Genomic DNA, 15,351 nt, shown 5'->3' with positions numbered 1-15,351 from the left:
CCCGTTCCTCTCTATTTGATATCGTATTTCTGTACTAATTGTTGCCAAATCAAATCTGTCGGCATTTCTTTTCCCGTCCAGAGTTCAAAGGCTTCCGCTGCTTGAAAGAGTAGCATACCCAGACCGTTGATGGTGGAATTTCCTTGTGAATTTGCCATTTTCAATAAAGGTGTTTCAAATGGTTGATATATCACATCTGCAACCAATAGTTTCTCTGGAAAACCAATGGTAGCTGGGAGTGGTAGGGAAGTGCCATCCATTCCCACACTGGTTCCATTGATGAGTAAGTCTGAATTGTTTATGTGCTCTGCGAGTAACTGGTTATCATTGTTGGGGAGTACTTGTAGGGTAACTCCAGTAGATTGTGCAATAGTTTGGACTGTTACAATTGTTCTTTCCACACTTTGTGGGCGACAAAAAATGGTGATTTCCTTTGCGCCATCTATTGCAGCTTGGGCGATAATGGCAGTTGAAGCACCACCTCCACCTAAGATTGTCAGCCGTTTGTTTCTCACATGGAATGCTCTAAGAGTTTCCAAACTTTTGAAAAATCCGATGCCGTCTGTATTGTGACCAATAAGCAGGTCGTCTTGATGAAGAACAGTATTAACGGCACCTATCAAGCGAGCAGACTCTGTTAAATCATCTAGGTAGGGTATTACAGCCTGTTTATAAGGCATGGAAAGATTAATTCCAAACATGTTATATCGTTTGATATTTTCAAGTGTGACTGCTAGATCATCTTCTGGAATTTCCCATGCTAGGTAGACTCCATTTACACCCGTTTCTTCAAAAGCAAGATTGTGGATGAAGGGTGAAATGGAATGTTTTATTGGCTTTGCAACTACAGCTGCTAGGCGAGTATATCCATCAATATTCACAAAATGCCTCCAATTCTAATCATTCTTGCTTTGCAATTATAAAATAATTATAGTGTCTGATGAATTTCACGGATGAGTGCTTCGGTTTTTTCCCATCCCAAGCAAGGATCAGTAATGGACTTGCCATAGACTTCAGGGCTATCTTGACGGCCGTCTTCTAAGTAGGATTCAATCATGAAACCACGGACGTATTTACGAATGGATTCGTTCCAATCACGATTAATAAGCGTTTGGCGAACTATGCGAATTTGCTCCAAGTAATTTTTACCAGAATTATCATGGTTGGTATCGATGACAATGAATGGATTTTCAAGACCAAATTGCTCATATTGCTTGATGGTTTTCAAAAGAATGTCATAGTAGTAGTTCGGCTCATAACCACCTTTTTCAGTATTGGCACCGCGAAGAATAGCATGGGCAAGTGGATTGCCGTCCGTATCAACTTCGGCATCTCGGTAGATAAAATTTTGTTTATTTTGTGCAGCATAGATACCATTGAACATAACTGTCAAATTGCCTGAAGTCGGGTTTTTCATGCCTGTAGGCATATCGATTCCAGAAGCAACGAAACGGTGTTCTTGGTCTTCGACGGAGCGAGCTCCGATAGCATGATAAGATACCAAATCTTCTACCAAAGGATAATTTGCAGAATAGAGCATTTCGTCCGCCGTTGTCAAACCTGTCTCAGTAATCACTCGGTAATGGAGATGACGTACAGCAGCAATACCATTAATTAAATCAGGTAGTTTAGACGTATCTGGTTGATGCATCAAACCCTTGTATCCTTCACCATTTGTACGCGGTTTTGCAGTATAGACTCGCATAACGATAAAGATTTTATCTTTAACCTCTTCCTGGAGTTTTGACAAACGGTTTGCATAATCTAAAACAGCATCTTCATTATCAGAAGAGCAAGGTCCGATGACGAGGAGAAGACGTTGATCTTCACCCCTAATCACTCGTTTTAGTTCTTCATCACGCTGGTTTTTTGCTACTAAAAAGTCGCCTTCAAGTTTTGAAAGTTCTTTAATTTGTTCTATATCAATACTAGTACTTTTTCTATGTATTCCCATCATTATTTCCTATCTATTATATATTTCTCGGATTAATTCTTGTGTTTTTTCCCAACCTAAACATGGATCAGTGATTGATTTTCCATAAATGTCTGGATTGTCCTGACGACCGTCCTCAATATAGGATTCAATCATAAATCCACGGACATAGTTACGGATGGACTCGTTCCAGTCTCGGTTGATCAAGGTTTGGCGTACGATTCGTATTTGTTCTAAATAGTTTTTACCAGAGTTATCATGGTTTGTGTCAATCAAAATGAATGGATTTTTTAATCCGAATTGTTGATAAATCTCAATCGTTTCCAAAAGGTTATCATAGTAGTAGTTCGGCAGGTATTTTCCATTTTCGTTCACTGCACCGCGGAGAATGACATGGGCAAGTGGGTTACCAGAAGTTTCAACCTCTGTGTTGTTGAAAAGGAAAGATTGTTTCTTCTGAGCTGCAAAAATTCCATTAAACATGACTTTCAGGTTGCCCGAAGTTGGATTTTTAAAGCCTGTTGGAACATCAATACCAGAAGCAACAAAGCGGTGTTGCTGGTTTTCAACAGAGCGAGCACCAATCGCAATATAGGAAACTAGATCATCTACAAGTGGTAGATTTTCAGGATACAGCATTTCGTCAGCAGTCGTTAAACCAGTTTCCGTAATCACACGATAGTGCAGGTTACGAACAGCTTTAATACCATTAATAAGACTAGGGGCGGCATCTGTATCAGGTTGATGCATGAGTCCCTTGTAGCCATCTCCATTAGTACGTGGCTTGGCAGTATATACACGCATGACCATGAAGATTTTATCCTTGACTTCCTCTTGGAGTTTAGCCAAGCGATGCGCATAATCAAGAACAGCTTCCTCATTATCAGATGAACATGGACCGATGACCAATAATAGACGATCGTCTTCACCTTTGAGAATTGCTTCGAGCTCACGGTCTCGTGCTTGTTTTTTTGCCAGTGTTTCAGGTGCTAATTTAGAATGTTCCCGAACTTGGTCGATATTAATTTTTTCGCTGATTGGTGTGAACAATAGATCTTCCTCTTTCATTAGTAGATTTCCTAATTATATCATTATTCTAGCGATTTTTAAATATAGATTAGTGAATTTACGGTAAATTTACAGTAAATTCAGAATATTTCTTTTCTGGATTATGAAAATCTGAGATACTGACCGATTTTGGATTGATTTCGAAATGAAGGTTTAAAACATGTAGTATGGTAAACGATGTCTAAAACCGATAAAAAAAGACTTGATCAGCTTCTATAAATACATTTTAACGTTTGTTTTAAATCACGAATAATCGTATTTTTCCTACGAATTGTCAAAAAAATCAGAAAATATTCTGTAAATATGGTAAAATGGGAATGAAACTATTTTGAGGTAAGGATATGAGATTAAGAAGTAATGTAGAGCATTTAAAGGGGACCATTCGTGTTCCAGGTGATAAATCAATTAGTCACCGTTCGATTATTTTTGGTAGCTTGGCTAAGGGTGTCACAACAGTTCACGATATTCTTCGAGGAGAAGATGTCCTATCGACTATGCAAGTTTTCCGTGATCTTGGAGTTGAAATTGAAGATAATGGGGACACTGTGGAGATTCATGGTGTTGGTTTTGATGGCTTTCAGGCCCCCAAAAATGATTTGGACATGGGAAATTCGGGAACATCGATTCGCTTGATATCAGGTGTTTTAGCTGGTCAGGACTTCGAGGCAACCATGTTTGGTGATGATTCTCTGTCCAAACGTCCAATGGATCGTGTAACTGTCCCACTCAGTCAAATGGGTGTGGAGATTTCAGGTCAAACTGACCGTGATTTGCCTCCTTTAACAATAAAAGGTAGTAAGCATTTAAAACCGATTCATTACAAACTTCCTGTAGCATCAGCTCAAGTTAAGTCAGCTCTGCTATTTGCTGCCTTGCAGGCAGAAGGGGAATCCGTCATCGTTGAAAAGGAACTGACACGAAATCATACGGAAGATATGATTGTTCAATTTGGTGGGCAATTAGATGTTCATGGAAAAGAAATTCGTATTCAAGGTGGTCAGGAGTTTACAGCGCAAGAAATCACAGTTCCAGGTGATATTTCAAGTGCAGCATTCTGGTTGGTTGCTGGGTTGGTTGTTCCAGGATCAAAGATTATACTAGAAAATGTTGGTATTAACGAGACGCGTACAGGAATTTTAGATGTCATTAAGGCCATGGGCGGGAAAATGACCTTGTCGAATGTTGATGAACTCGCTAAATCTGCCACCATTACAGTTGAATATTCAGACCTACATGCCACAGAAATTGGTGGTGAATTAATTCCACGTTTAATAGATGAACTACCTATCATTGCCTTATTAGCAACTCAAGCAAATGGTACAACTGTGATTCAGGATGCTGAAGAACTCAAGGTTAAAGAAACAGATCGAATTCAAGTAGTCGCGGACGCTTTGAACAGCATGGGTGCGAATATTGAGCCGACTGAGGATGGTATGATTATTCATGGACCAACATCTTTACATGGTGCTACAGTCAATACCTTTGGTGATCATCGTATTGGTATGATGACAGCTATTGCGGCATTATTGGCTAAAAATGGAGAAGTTGAATTAGAGAGAGCGGAAGCGATCAATACAAGCTACCCGGCTTTCTTTGAACACTTAAATAGTTTGATTGATTAGGAGTAAATATGCCAATCGTATTACTAGGATTTATGGGAGTTGGGAAAACTACAACTGCCAGTTTGTTAGAACTCCCAGTCTATGATATGGACCAGATCATAGAGGAACGGATTGGTATGTCAATCGCTGATTATTTTAGTCTGAAGGGAGAAGCGGCCTTTCGCCAGATCGAGACAGAGGTGCTAAAAGAATTATTAACATTACCAGCAGATTGCATCGTTTCAACGGGTGGTGGTGTTGTAAAATCTGAAGTAAACAGGAAGTTATTGCTGGAAAATAAGGATAATAATGTACTTCTTACGGCCTCCTTTGAGGTTGCTTATCAGAGAATTAGCATGGATGATCAATCACTAAGGCCACTCTTTTTGCAACATAGCAAAGATGAATTTAAAGCCATTTATCAAGAACGGATGTCACTTTATCAAGGATTGGCAACAACAGTTATTGATACAGATCATGTACGTCCAGAACAAGTAGCAAGGAAAATTCTATGCAAGTAGCCTATTTGGGACCTCGAGGTTCCTTCACCCATCAAGTTGCCCAGGAGGCATTTCCAACTGCTGATTTGAAGGCCTTCGGAACGATTACAGAAGTGATTAAAGCTTATGAAAATGGACAAGTTACCTATTCCGTCATTCCAGTAGAAAACTCGATTGAAGGAAGTGTTCATGAGACCATAGACTATCTTTTTCATCAGGCAGAAATACATGCAGTTGCAGAAATTGTTCAGCCAATTGCTCAGCAGTTATTGGCAACCGATGCACATAAATCAATTGAAGTGATTTATTCCCATCCACAAGCTATTGCTCAGGGGAAAAAATACATTCAGGAGCATTTTCCTCAGGCTCGGATTGAGGTTACAGCAAGCACTGCTTACGCGGCTCGATTTGTCGCTGAACATGCGGACCAACCCTTCGCCGCCATTGCTCCTCATGCTGCTGCAGATGAGTATGGTCTTGAGGTGATTGGCCAAGATATTCAGGAAATCAGTGAAAACTTTACTCGCTTTTGGATTTTGGGAAATGAGGTGCCAGAAATTCAGTTGGGAAAAGTAGCTCAAAAAGTCAGCTTAGCGTTGACCTTACCTGATAATTTACCGGGTGCCCTCTATAAAGCAATGTCTGTTTTTTCATGGCGCGGGATTAACCTGACAAAAATAGAAAGTCGTCCTTTAAAAACAGCACTGGGAGAGTATTTTTTCATATTAGATATTGACAATGAGTCTGATGAACTCATTCGATTCTCTTTAGAAGAGATGAGTAGTTTAGGAATAGTTTATAAAATTTTAGGAACTTACACAGTGTATATGATGATGTAAGATGAAAGTGTACTATGAGAAATGATAATAGTGTCCTAACGCATCACGAAGAATTGCGTTTAGATTATTTGCAAAAAAATATCCATTATTTAAATGATAAGGAAAAGCGTGAATTAGAGTATTTGCTGTATAAAAAAGAGCTTAGAGAACGTCATGCATCTCCTCAACAACTGAAGTCACGTCATGTAGCATCTGCTTATGAGGATAATTTTGAGAGTGATTACTTTGATGATGATATTGAACAGGAGGCTATCCTACCTCAGTATCCTGAGCGTAAATCAAGAAGCAGAAAGCAGCCCCAAAAGCAGATACAACCAGAAAAAACAGTACCTAAAATCAAGTTAAAAAAACAGAAAAAACCTAGAAAACGCGGTCGGTTGAAACGAATTTTCTTTTATTTGATTCTTGCTTTGTTGTTTGTGATTGGGGCAATGTGCTTTAATTTTTTCAAAGGTATGAACAGTGTTAGCGAGAAACCAGTTCCGGAGGTATTTAATGGTGTAGAAACAACTGATGGAACAAATATACTCATTTTGGGGACAGATGGTCGTATTGGAGAGAGTTCGGAAGAAACACGGACAGATACCATAATGGTCTTAAATGTTAATAATAAGGAAAATAAGGTGAAACTTGTCAGTTTTATGCGCGATACCTTAGTGGATATAGGCGGTTACGAATATAAGTTAAACAATGCCTATACACTTGGAGAGCAAGATAATCTCCATGGTGCTGAACAAGTTCGACTTACCTTGAAAGAGAATTTTGATATTGATATTCAATACTATGCAATGGTTGACTTTTCTATTTTTGCTACTACCATAGATACTCTTTTCCCAGATGGTGTAACTATTGATGCACAATTTTCAACTATTGATGGGGAAGAGGTAAGTTCAATCGAAGCTCCCAATGATTTAGGACTTGAGGAAAATGCTCCACCCTATCAGACAATTTACGTTGGTGAACAAAAGATGGACGGTAAGACACTTCTGAATTACGCTCGGTATCGTTCTGATGATGAGGGGGATTATGGTCGGACTAGACGTCAGCAACAAGTTCTGTCAGCTATCATGTCACAGGTAAAAAATCCAATGAAACTATTTTCTGGTTCTGAGGCAATCGGGAAAGTAGTCGCAATGACGCCTACAACAGTTCCACAAAGTTTTATGTGGTTTCAGGGTCCAGGTATTGTTTTGGATGCAGCAAATGGGATAGAACGAATGACTATTCCAGAAAATGGTGATTGGATTGATGATTATGATATGTATGGCGGTATGGCTTTGCGGATAGATTTTGAAAAATATCAAGAACGCCTAGCTGAAATGGGTTTGCGTTAGGAAATATGGTATACTAGAAAGTGACTTCGGTCACTTTTTTATAGTGTCCAAAATAGAAAGTAAAATTTATGTTAAAGAAAAATGAAATTGTTGAAGTAGAAATAATAGACCTGACCCATGAGGGACAAGGTGTCGCAAAATTAGACGGCTTCGTCTTTTTTGTAGACAATGCTCTACCGGGTGAAAATATTCGGATGAAAATTTTAAAACTGAAGAAAAATATTGGGTTTGGTAAGGTGGAAGAATGGCTGAGCTTTGCACCAAATCGTAATCAGAGCCTTGATTTGACCTATTTAAGAACAGGTATTGCTGATTTGGGTCATTTGAATTATACTGCTCAACTTGAATTTAAGAGAAAGCAAGTTGAAACGAGTTTGAGAAAGATTGCAGGAATTACTGATATTGAGGTGAACGATACAATCGGGATGGATCATCCTGTGGCTTACCGTAACAAGGCAGCTGTTCCTGTTCGTCGTGTCAATGGCCAGTTAGAAACAGGTTTTTTCCGAAAAAATTCTCACGATTTAGTGCCAATTGAAGATTTTTATATTCAACACAAGGACATTGATGCCTTGATTTTGGCTACTCGTGATCTCATGCGTCAATTGGATTTAAAACCTTACGATGAAATAGAACAAACTGGTCTGGTCAGAAACATTGTCGTTCGTCGTGGCCATTATTCAGGGCAACTCATGTTGATCATCGTGACAACCAGGCCAAAGATTTTTCGTATTGAAACCTTAATCGAACGCTTGACCAGACAGTTCCCAAATCTTGTCTCGGTTATTCAGAATATCAATGATCTGAACACCAATGCGATATTCGGTCAAGAGTTCCGCCTCTTGTACGGTAGTGAAACAATAGTTGATACGATGTTAGGCAATGAATTTGAAATTTCAGCTCCTTCTTTCTATCAAGTCAATACTGAAATGGCTGAAAAACTGTATCAAACGGCTATTGACTTTGCTGAACTATCGGCAGATGATGTTATAATTGATGCCTATTCCGGAATCGGGACGATCGGTCTATCTTTTGCAAGACAAGTTCAGCATGTCTATGGAGTGGAAGTGGTTGAAAAGGCTGTCCTTGATAGCCAGAAAAATGCTGCTAGAAATGGTATTGACAATGTTACCTATGTCTGTGATAGTGCAGAATCCGCTATGCAAAAATGGGTTACGGCTGGCATTAAACCGACTGTTATCTTTGTTGATCCGCCAAGAAAAGGTTTGACGGATAGTTTTATTCGTGCCAGTGCCTCTGTTGAGCCGGAAAAAATTGTCTACATTTCCTGCAATGTAGCCACGATGGCGCGTGATATTAAACTTTATGAGGAATTGGGGTACAAATTGACGAAGGTCCAGCCGACTGATTTATTTCCGAATACGCATCACGTCGAGTGTGTTGCTCTGCTCGTAAAAGCCTAGAAACCTTTGAACGAAAGGGATAATGAAAAGCCTTGATTGCAAGGCTTTTGTTATGTAGTGGGGAAGTATTAGAGTGAGTAATTATTTGGAGTGAGTAGAAGTGATAGCAAGAAATTATCAAAATCTATTTCCATTTACCCTGTGGGTACGTGTTTATTTCCGTTGACAAGGAGTTTGTGGGAATAGAAATGTACCCACCTTGTTTGAATCAAGTGAAGTGTAGTTGAAGGAAATCTGTTGAAAGCAATACTTCATTTTACCGAATAAGTAATAATTTAGGCAACTTCAAATCGATTAAAAAAAACTATTTTAAAGGTTAAGAGTAGACAAAAATTGTCCACTCTTTTTTGTAAACTCAATTTATCAATAAATGAAATGAGGGAATGTAAAATGAAATATTTTGAGGTTGAGTTAGAAAATCCTGATGAATTTTTAAAACTACAAACAGAAGATTTTGTGAAAGCTAATCGCTTGCTACTAAGGAAGATAATCCAGAGCGTTACAGTCTATGAAGAACACTTCGTCATATCCTTTAAATCTGGCATCGAATTGGAAGTATGAGGGCAAATTTCAATTCCGAGTTAGCCACCTATAAGAAATTCTCTCGGTGACTTGTAGCCCAAACATTTTTTGGGATAGTTATTGATCCAATTTTCGATAAAAGCGACTTCTTTCGGGGTCGTTTTTGTGGTTCCTTTCGGCAACCATCGTCGGATAAGCCTATTGTGATTCTCGTTCGTGCCTCTCTCCCAAGAGGAATAAGGGTGAGCGTAGTAGATATATTCCTCCAGAAACACTTCTGACAAGCGACTAAACTCGGTTCCATTATCTGTAGTAATGGATTTGATTTGGAACTCCTTCAAGACGATTTTCAAGGCCTGATTCACAGCCTCAGCCGATTTATTTGGAATCAATCGAATGATTTGGTGGCGACTTCTCCTGTCCGTCAAGACCAAAAGGCATTTGTTTCTCGCTCTCGTCAATAGAACCGTGTCAATTTCATAGTGTCCAAGCTCCAGTCGAAGATTGATCACCTCTGGCCGCTCTTCAATTGACTTTCCAGCAGGCTTAAAGTTTGGACTCGCCTGTTTTTTGGTAGTCCTCCCTTTTCTAGGATAAAGCATATCCTTCTTGGTCAAGCCGAGATGCCCCTTGTGAATCCAGTAGTAGATGGTTGAAATCCCCACATTGATGTCCTTGGTTCTAACCATCATTTCAGGCGAGAATTTTTCCATATTGTAGTGCCGAATTTTATCAGCGAGTTCCTTTGTTAAGCTCAGTTTTCTAACGGACTTTTTCCGATTTTTCTCATACAGATTTTGGGCATAATCAGCGGAATAGAGTTTTTTGAAGCGACCTTTTCGGACTTGTTGTAGGGTCGTCCCTCGTATCACTTCATTGTGAATGGTCTGCGGAGCCTTTCCCAATAAGCGAGCGATTTCCCGATTGGATTTCCCTTCGCCTTTCCACCGTTCAATTTGTCTGCGGTTTTCGATTGTCAAATGTTTTCCTTTTGGTGTATAATGTGTATGCATCTCCGTGTCTTCCTACCTTGTGTTTGTGGTGAACTACAAGTATAACACGGAGGTGTTTTCTTTTACCTACAAGGAACTTTCATTTGTCAACAGGTACCCTTGAACCTGTTTTGTTGGCTTAGCCAAGGCTCTCATTCGCCTTGGTAAACCAGCCTAACAGGTCCAAGCCTGTTAACAAACGAAACCAGAACAGACAGCTGAACCAGTTGAAACAGCTGTTTTTTGGCTAGGTTGGGGTGGCTAACTTCATTATAGAACTTTCGATTGGAAGTATGAGACTCATTCCATAACTTTTATATTGAACATATCATCTTGTTGTGTTATACTATAAATTGAAGTTAAATTACTTTAGTATAATTAACGTTTAAGAGGTGACACAATATATGAAAAAATCAGAGGATTATTCCTCCTAAATACAAAGAGATAAGATGAAATTTAGGAGGAAAATTATATATGACTTTTAATATTATTAATTTGGAAACTTGGGATAGAAAAGAATATTTTAATCATTATTTCAATCAACAAACAACTTACAGTGTTACTAAAGAATTTGATATCACTTTACTTAAAAGTATGATAAAAAATAAAGGATGGGACTACAAACGTCTGAGCTTTCAAAGCGGACGATTGAACAAAGTTATCAGGACTTACGAACAAGACTTGAGCTTGTCCAAAATGGTGATATAACTACACTTAAACAGCTGAACCGGGATCAAGATTACCTTAATGCACTTTTTGAATTTTGTAATAATGAACAATCAACAAAATCCATGCTGACATTCTGTCTGTATCTATCGATGTACTATGCTATTGCTGGCGGTCTTCCTATTGAAATGTCAGGTGCAATCAGTAGCTATTACGGAAATCGCTTTAGTTCTCTGAGAAAAAGAGAAGAGTCCGTTGCTATGTATAACAGTATTTTGGAGCATTTCGCTTTAAGTACTGCAGATTATAGAGTATCTGGTGTCTCTTCAGACATAGCAAAAGCAGTCAGGATGATTAAAAGAAATATCAACCGTCAGCTCACCATTCAGTCAATATGCACAGAAATTGGTCTAAGTCAGTATCACTTCATGCGTAAATTCAAGATAGATATAGGTATGACTGTTGGTGCATACATTAAGAAGGAGAAAATAGCATATGCCAAATTTCTATTGGTATATACGAATCAGTCAATATCAGAAATTAGTGAATATCTTATATTTAACTCACAAAGTTACTTCACATCCGTGTTTAAAAAAGAAACAGGAAAAACGCCTTTTGAATATAGAAAGAGTGATTTGTAAAGCTGATGGCTAATGCAAAGAATCAATTGCGGCAATCCTTTTGTATCTTTTTCCAGTGTGGCTGCGGTTTCTGTTGACGGGAACAGCAGGGTTTATCGGGAATCTGGTGCCAGATGAGATAACAGATCAGTTACTTTACTTTTACCAGAAAGGGTGTAAGCTAAAACTTAGGCTAGCCATTGCGCTAGCGACTTGGTACAATAAGGTGGCAATTGAATTATATTAATAATCGATAGGAGGTAGAAGCAAATGAAATCTACAACTATAGTAACATTTAAAGAACTCCATGTATAGGTGGCTGTGACAAGCTTTACATGGAGTAGAATAATTATTGTCCAAAGCCACCTTTGCAATTGCTAGTACTAACGCAAAGGAGGATATGAAAATGCAATACAAAATAATTAATGGTGCCGTTTACTATGATGGTAATATGGTGTTGGAAAACATCGATATTGAAATCAATGATAATGAAAAGATTGCTATTGTTGGTAGAAATGGATGTGGAAAAACAACCTTGCTAAAAGCTATTATAGGCGAAATTGAATTAGAAGAAGGAACTGGTGAAAGTGAGTTTCAAGTAATAAAGACCGGTAACCCTTATATTAGCTATTTAAGACAGATGCCTTTTGAAGATGAAAGTATATCAATGGTGGATGAAGTCCGTACGGTATTTAAGACGCTTATTGATATGGAAAACAAGATGAAACAGCTGATAGATAAAATGGAGAATCAATATGATGATAAAATCATCAATGAATACTCTGATATCAGTGAAAGGTATATGGCTCTTGGAGGTCTAACCTACCAAAAAGAATATGAAACGATGATTCGTAGTATGGGTTTTACTGAAGCAGATGATAAAAAACCCATTTCTGAATTTTCAGGTGGTCAGCGAACTAAGATAGCTTTTATAAAAATACTTTTAACAAAGCCAGACATTCTATTACTTGATGAACCTACTAACCACCTTGATATAGAAACAATACAATGGTTGGAGAGTTATTTGAGAAGTTATAAATCTACATTGGTTATTATTTCCCATGATAGAATGTTTCTTAATCGAATTGTGGATAAGGTTTATGAAATCGAATGGGGAGAGACCAAATGTTATAAAGGTAATTATTCAGCCTTTGAGGAGCAAAAACGAGAAAATCATATCAAACAGCAAAAAGATTACGACTTGCAACAGATAGAAATTGAAAGGATTACACGCTTGATTGAACGTTTTCGTTATAAACCTACGAAAGCTAAAATGGTGCAATCTAAAATTAAATTATTACAGCGTATGCAAATATTAAATGCACCAGACCAATACGATACAAAAACTTATATGTCTAAATTTCAACCGAGAATCAGTAGTTCAAGGCAAGTATTAAGTGCTTCAGAACTTGTGATAGGCTATGATACTCCTCTTGCAAAGGTTAATTTCAACCTTGAAAGGGGACAGAAGCTTGGAATTGTTGGGAGTAATGGTATTGGTAAATCCACGTTGCTTAAAACACTTATGGATGGTGTGGCAGCATTGTCTGGAGATTTTAAATTCGGATACAATGTTGAAATTAGCTATTTTGACCAACAGCTTGCTCAAATCAGTGGAGATGATACACTATTCGAAATTTTTCAAAGCGAATACCCTGAGCTAAATGACACAGAGGTCAGAACTGCTCTTGGCTCATTTCAGTTTAGTGGAGATGATGTTTTTAGACCGGTGTCCTCTTTGTCAGGTGGAGAAAAGGTTAGATTGACATTATGTAAATTATTATATAAACGTACTAATGTTTTAATCTTAGATGAACCGACAAACCACATGGATATTATTGGAAAAGAGAATTTAGAGAATATCTTATGCAGTTATCAAGGTACAATTATTTTTGTGTCACATGATAGATATTTTACTAATAAGATTGCTGACAGATTACTTGTTTTTGATAAGGATGGTGTAGAGTTTGTACAATCTACTTATGGTGAGTACGAGAAAAAAAGGATGAATTCTGAAAAGCCATTTAATAACATTAAAGTTGAGCAGAAAGTAGAGAAAAATAACACAGTAAAAGGCGATCGTAACTCCATTGAGAAGGAGAAGGTTAAGAAGGAGAAACGAATTGAAAAGCTTGAAGTGTTAATAAATCAATATGATGAAGAATTAGAAAGATTGAATAAAATCATTTCTGAACCAAACAATTCTTCTGATTATATAGTACTGACGGAAATACAAAAATCAATTGATGATGTTAAAAGGTGTCAGGGTAATTATTTTAATGAATGGGAACAGTTGATGAGAGAATTGGAAGTTATGTAATTTTTGAGTTATGCAATAAGGATGTAAAAGTGTTAATGATACATTCTGGTTGTTGAAAATGTAAAAAAATTAATGAATTTTTATTAGATATAATCGCTATGTGAAGACCTTTTGAGTTTGCCGCATAGCGGTTTTTATTATCTATACTTTGGAATTGTCAAGAAAAGTGTAGTCGTATAAACTCACTAAATTTCCTTTGATTGTTATGCTGCCAGAAGTTGTTCTTCCAGTAGCCCTCTGTAGGTTCTGTTGCAAAGTTTTAAATAAAGAATAAAATCCCTTACGGTATCTATGATTTAAGCTGGGATTCCCAATAATACCTTGATTTCAGTACAGACCGAAAACCCGAAGAGAGTGCCTTCTTTTCGGGTTTTCTTATATAATCCTCGGATGGCTTCCATGCCTTTAATCGTTGTAGAGGCAGTGCGTAAACTTCGATAGAATTTATTGCGTCTCTTTACTGGACGATGGTCTTGTTCAATCAAATTATTCAGGTATTTAATGGTACGATGTTCTGTCCCTTGATAAAAGCCGTATTCTTTTAGTTTCTTAAAGGCACTTGTAATAGAGGGGGCTTTATCTGTGACTACAACCTTCGGTTCATCAAACTGCTTCACTAACCGCTTAAGAAAAGCATAGGCTGCTTGTGTGTCCCGTTTTTTACGTAACCAAATATCCAAGGTTAAACCATCTGCATCGATGGCTCGATACAAATAATGCCATTTTCCTTTAATTTTGATGTACGTTTCATCCATTTTCCATGAATAAAAGGATTTTTTATTTTTCTTTTTCCAAATTTGATAGAGTAGTTTGCCATATTCTTGCACCCAACGATAAATCGTCGTATGAGAAACGTTAATGCCACGATCATATAAGATTTCTTGAACTTCACGATAGCTAAGGTTATAACGAAGATAGTAGCCCACGGCTACAATAATCACATCCTGCTGAAATTGCTTTCCTTTAAAATGATTCATCGTCATTCCTCCTGCTATCTTTTTCTATTATTCTACCTTATTTGATAGTAGATTTAAAACTTTGCAACAGAACCGTGAGTTATTAGTGGTACAGTTTTCAACCGTTTTAATTATAAAAAAGTGGTGCATTTTTAAATTGGCACAAACAGGTAACGGTTATTGCAGGTGTATTTCTTATCTATGGGTTTAACATGGATTTTATCATTAAAATCATGAGTATTGTCCGAGAGTGATTGGTCTTGCGTATGGTTAACCCTAAAGTTATGGAAATAAGACTTAGAAGCAAACTTAAGAGTGTGTTGATAGTGCATTATCTTAAAATTTTGTATAATAGGAATTGAAGTTAAATTAGATGCTAAAAATTTGTAATTAAGAAGGAGGGATTCGTCATGTTGGTATTCCAAATGCGTAATGTAGATAAAACATCTACTGTTTTGAAACAGACTAAAAACAGTGATTACGTAGATAAATAAATACGTTAGATTAATTCCTACCAGTGACTAATCTTATGACTTTTTAAACAGATAACTAAAATTACAAACAAATCGTTTAACT

At 37.5% G+C, this 15,351-nt stretch carries 14 protein-coding genes and 2 pseudogenes; 11 read left to right on the top strand and 5 right to left on the bottom strand.

Annotated features, from left to right (window positions below; all coding sequences use genetic code 11):
* Nucleotides 1-11 precede the first annotated feature (11 nt).
* The 3 genes from K6V48_RS04890 to K6V48_RS04880 are packed head-to-tail and all read right to left on the bottom strand — an operon-like array spanning nt 12 to nt 3,001.
* Nucleotides 12-881 carry a shikimate dehydrogenase gene (locus K6V48_RS04890; RefSeq protein ID WP_222368277.1) on the bottom strand — a complete coding sequence of 290 codons (870 nt, stop codon included), beginning with the start codon at nt 879-881 and terminating at the stop codon, nt 12-14.
* Between the two features lie 47 nt (nt 882-928).
* Entirely contained in the window at nt 929-1,954 is a 1,026-nt protein-coding gene (locus K6V48_RS04885) for a 3-deoxy-7-phosphoheptulonate synthase (protein WP_172024679.1), read from the bottom strand.
* 9 nt (nt 1,955-1,963) lie between these two features.
* Nucleotides 1,964-3,001 (bottom strand): 3-deoxy-7-phosphoheptulonate synthase, encoded by a 1,038-nt coding sequence (locus tag K6V48_RS04880; protein ID WP_172038469.1) that lies wholly within the window; start codon nt 2,999-3,001, stop codon nt 1,964-1,966.
* 341 nt (nt 3,002-3,342) lie between these two features.
* On the opposite strand from K6V48_RS04880, the gene aroA reads away from it, so the two are divergent.
* From aroA to K6V48_RS04850, 6 genes are all read left to right on the top strand, one after another.
* Entirely contained in the window at nt 3,343-4,623 is a 1,281-nt protein-coding gene (aroA, locus tag K6V48_RS04875; protein ID WP_172038468.1) for a 3-phosphoshikimate 1-carboxyvinyltransferase, read from the top strand.
* Between the two features lie 8 nt (nt 4,624-4,631).
* Complete coding sequence (locus K6V48_RS04870; protein ID WP_172038467.1) at nt 4,632-5,123, top strand: shikimate kinase; 492 nt, start codon at nt 4,632-4,634, stop codon at nt 5,121-5,123.
* The gene (gene pheA / locus K6V48_RS04865; protein WP_172038466.1) at nt 5,114-5,941 is read left to right on the top strand and encodes a prephenate dehydratase; all 828 of its coding nucleotides are present in this window, start codon (nt 5,114-5,116) and stop codon (nt 5,939-5,941) included. The genes K6V48_RS04870 and pheA overlap by 10 nt, the downstream gene beginning before the upstream one ends.
* 14 nt (nt 5,942-5,955) lie before the next feature.
* The gene (locus K6V48_RS04860; RefSeq protein WP_172016504.1) at nt 5,956-7,275 is read left to right on the top strand and encodes an LCP family protein; all 1,320 of its coding nucleotides are present in this window, start codon (nt 5,956-5,958) and stop codon (nt 7,273-7,275) included.
* A gap of 68 nt (nt 7,276-7,343) precedes the next feature.
* On the top strand, nt 7,344-8,699 hold the full coding sequence (rlmD, locus tag K6V48_RS04855) for a 23S rRNA (uracil(1939)-C(5))-methyltransferase RlmD (protein ID WP_222368274.1): 1,356 nt from the start codon (nt 7,344-7,346) through the stop codon (nt 8,697-8,699).
* 390 nt (nt 8,700-9,089) lie between these two features.
* A complete protein-coding gene (locus K6V48_RS04850) occupies nt 9,090-9,260 on the top strand; it encodes a hypothetical protein (RefSeq protein ID WP_002941306.1) in 171 nt (56 codons plus the stop codon).
* A 20-nt stretch (nt 9,261-9,280) separates the two neighbouring features.
* On the opposite strand, the gene K6V48_RS04845 is transcribed toward K6V48_RS04850, so the two are convergent.
* Nucleotides 9,281-10,234, bottom strand: coding sequence for an IS30 family transposase (locus K6V48_RS04845; RefSeq protein ID WP_141596847.1), 954 nt, complete (start codon nt 10,232-10,234; stop codon nt 9,281-9,283).
* 453 nt (nt 10,235-10,687) lie between these two features.
* On the opposite strand from K6V48_RS04845, the pseudogene K6V48_RS04840 reads away from it, so the two are divergent.
* The 3 genes and pseudogenes from K6V48_RS04840 to optrA all read left to right on the top strand — a co-directional run.
* Nucleotides 10,688-10,831, top strand: a pseudogene (locus tag K6V48_RS04840) (CatA-like O-acetyltransferase); the annotation flags it as partial.
* A complete protein-coding gene (locus K6V48_RS12015) occupies nt 10,825-11,520 on the top strand; it encodes a helix-turn-helix domain-containing protein (protein ID WP_174854653.1) in 696 nt (231 codons plus the stop codon). The pseudogene K6V48_RS04840 and the gene K6V48_RS12015, both read left to right, overlap by 7 nt.
* A 331-nt stretch (nt 11,521-11,851) precedes the next feature.
* Complete coding sequence (gene optrA, locus K6V48_RS04830; protein ID WP_050572105.1) at nt 11,852-13,819, top strand: ABC-F type ribosomal protection protein OptrA; 1,968 nt, start codon at nt 11,852-11,854, stop codon at nt 13,817-13,819.
* 296 nt (nt 13,820-14,115) lie between these two features.
* Here the strand turns inward: optrA and K6V48_RS04825 are convergent, their stop codons facing one another.
* On the bottom strand, nt 14,116-14,796 hold the full coding sequence (locus K6V48_RS04825) for an IS6-like element IS1216 family transposase (protein ID WP_001015311.1): 681 nt from the start codon (nt 14,794-14,796) through the stop codon (nt 14,116-14,118).
* Nucleotides 14,797-15,053: 257 nt separating this feature from the next.
* Between K6V48_RS04825 and K6V48_RS12010 the strand changes: the two are divergent.
* Together K6V48_RS12010 and K6V48_RS04815 are read left to right on the top strand one after the other, a co-directional pair.
* Nucleotides 15,054-15,137 (top strand): annotated as a pseudogene (locus K6V48_RS12010) (MLS leader peptide); the annotation flags it as partial.
* 48 nt (nt 15,138-15,185) lie between these two features.
* Complete coding sequence (locus tag K6V48_RS04815) at nt 15,186-15,269, top strand: 23S rRNA methyltransferase attenuator leader peptide ErmL (protein ID WP_032501549.1); 84 nt, start codon at nt 15,186-15,188, stop codon at nt 15,267-15,269.
* Nucleotides 15,270-15,351: the final 82 nt, after the last annotated feature.

Source organism: Streptococcus suis (genome assembly GCF_019794555.1).
Lineage (GTDB): Bacteria > Bacillota > Bacilli > Lactobacillales > Streptococcaceae > Streptococcus > Streptococcus suis_AB.
The sequence above is the reverse complement of the archived record's forward strand: the minus strand, read 5'-3'. Positions and strand labels throughout refer to the sequence as shown.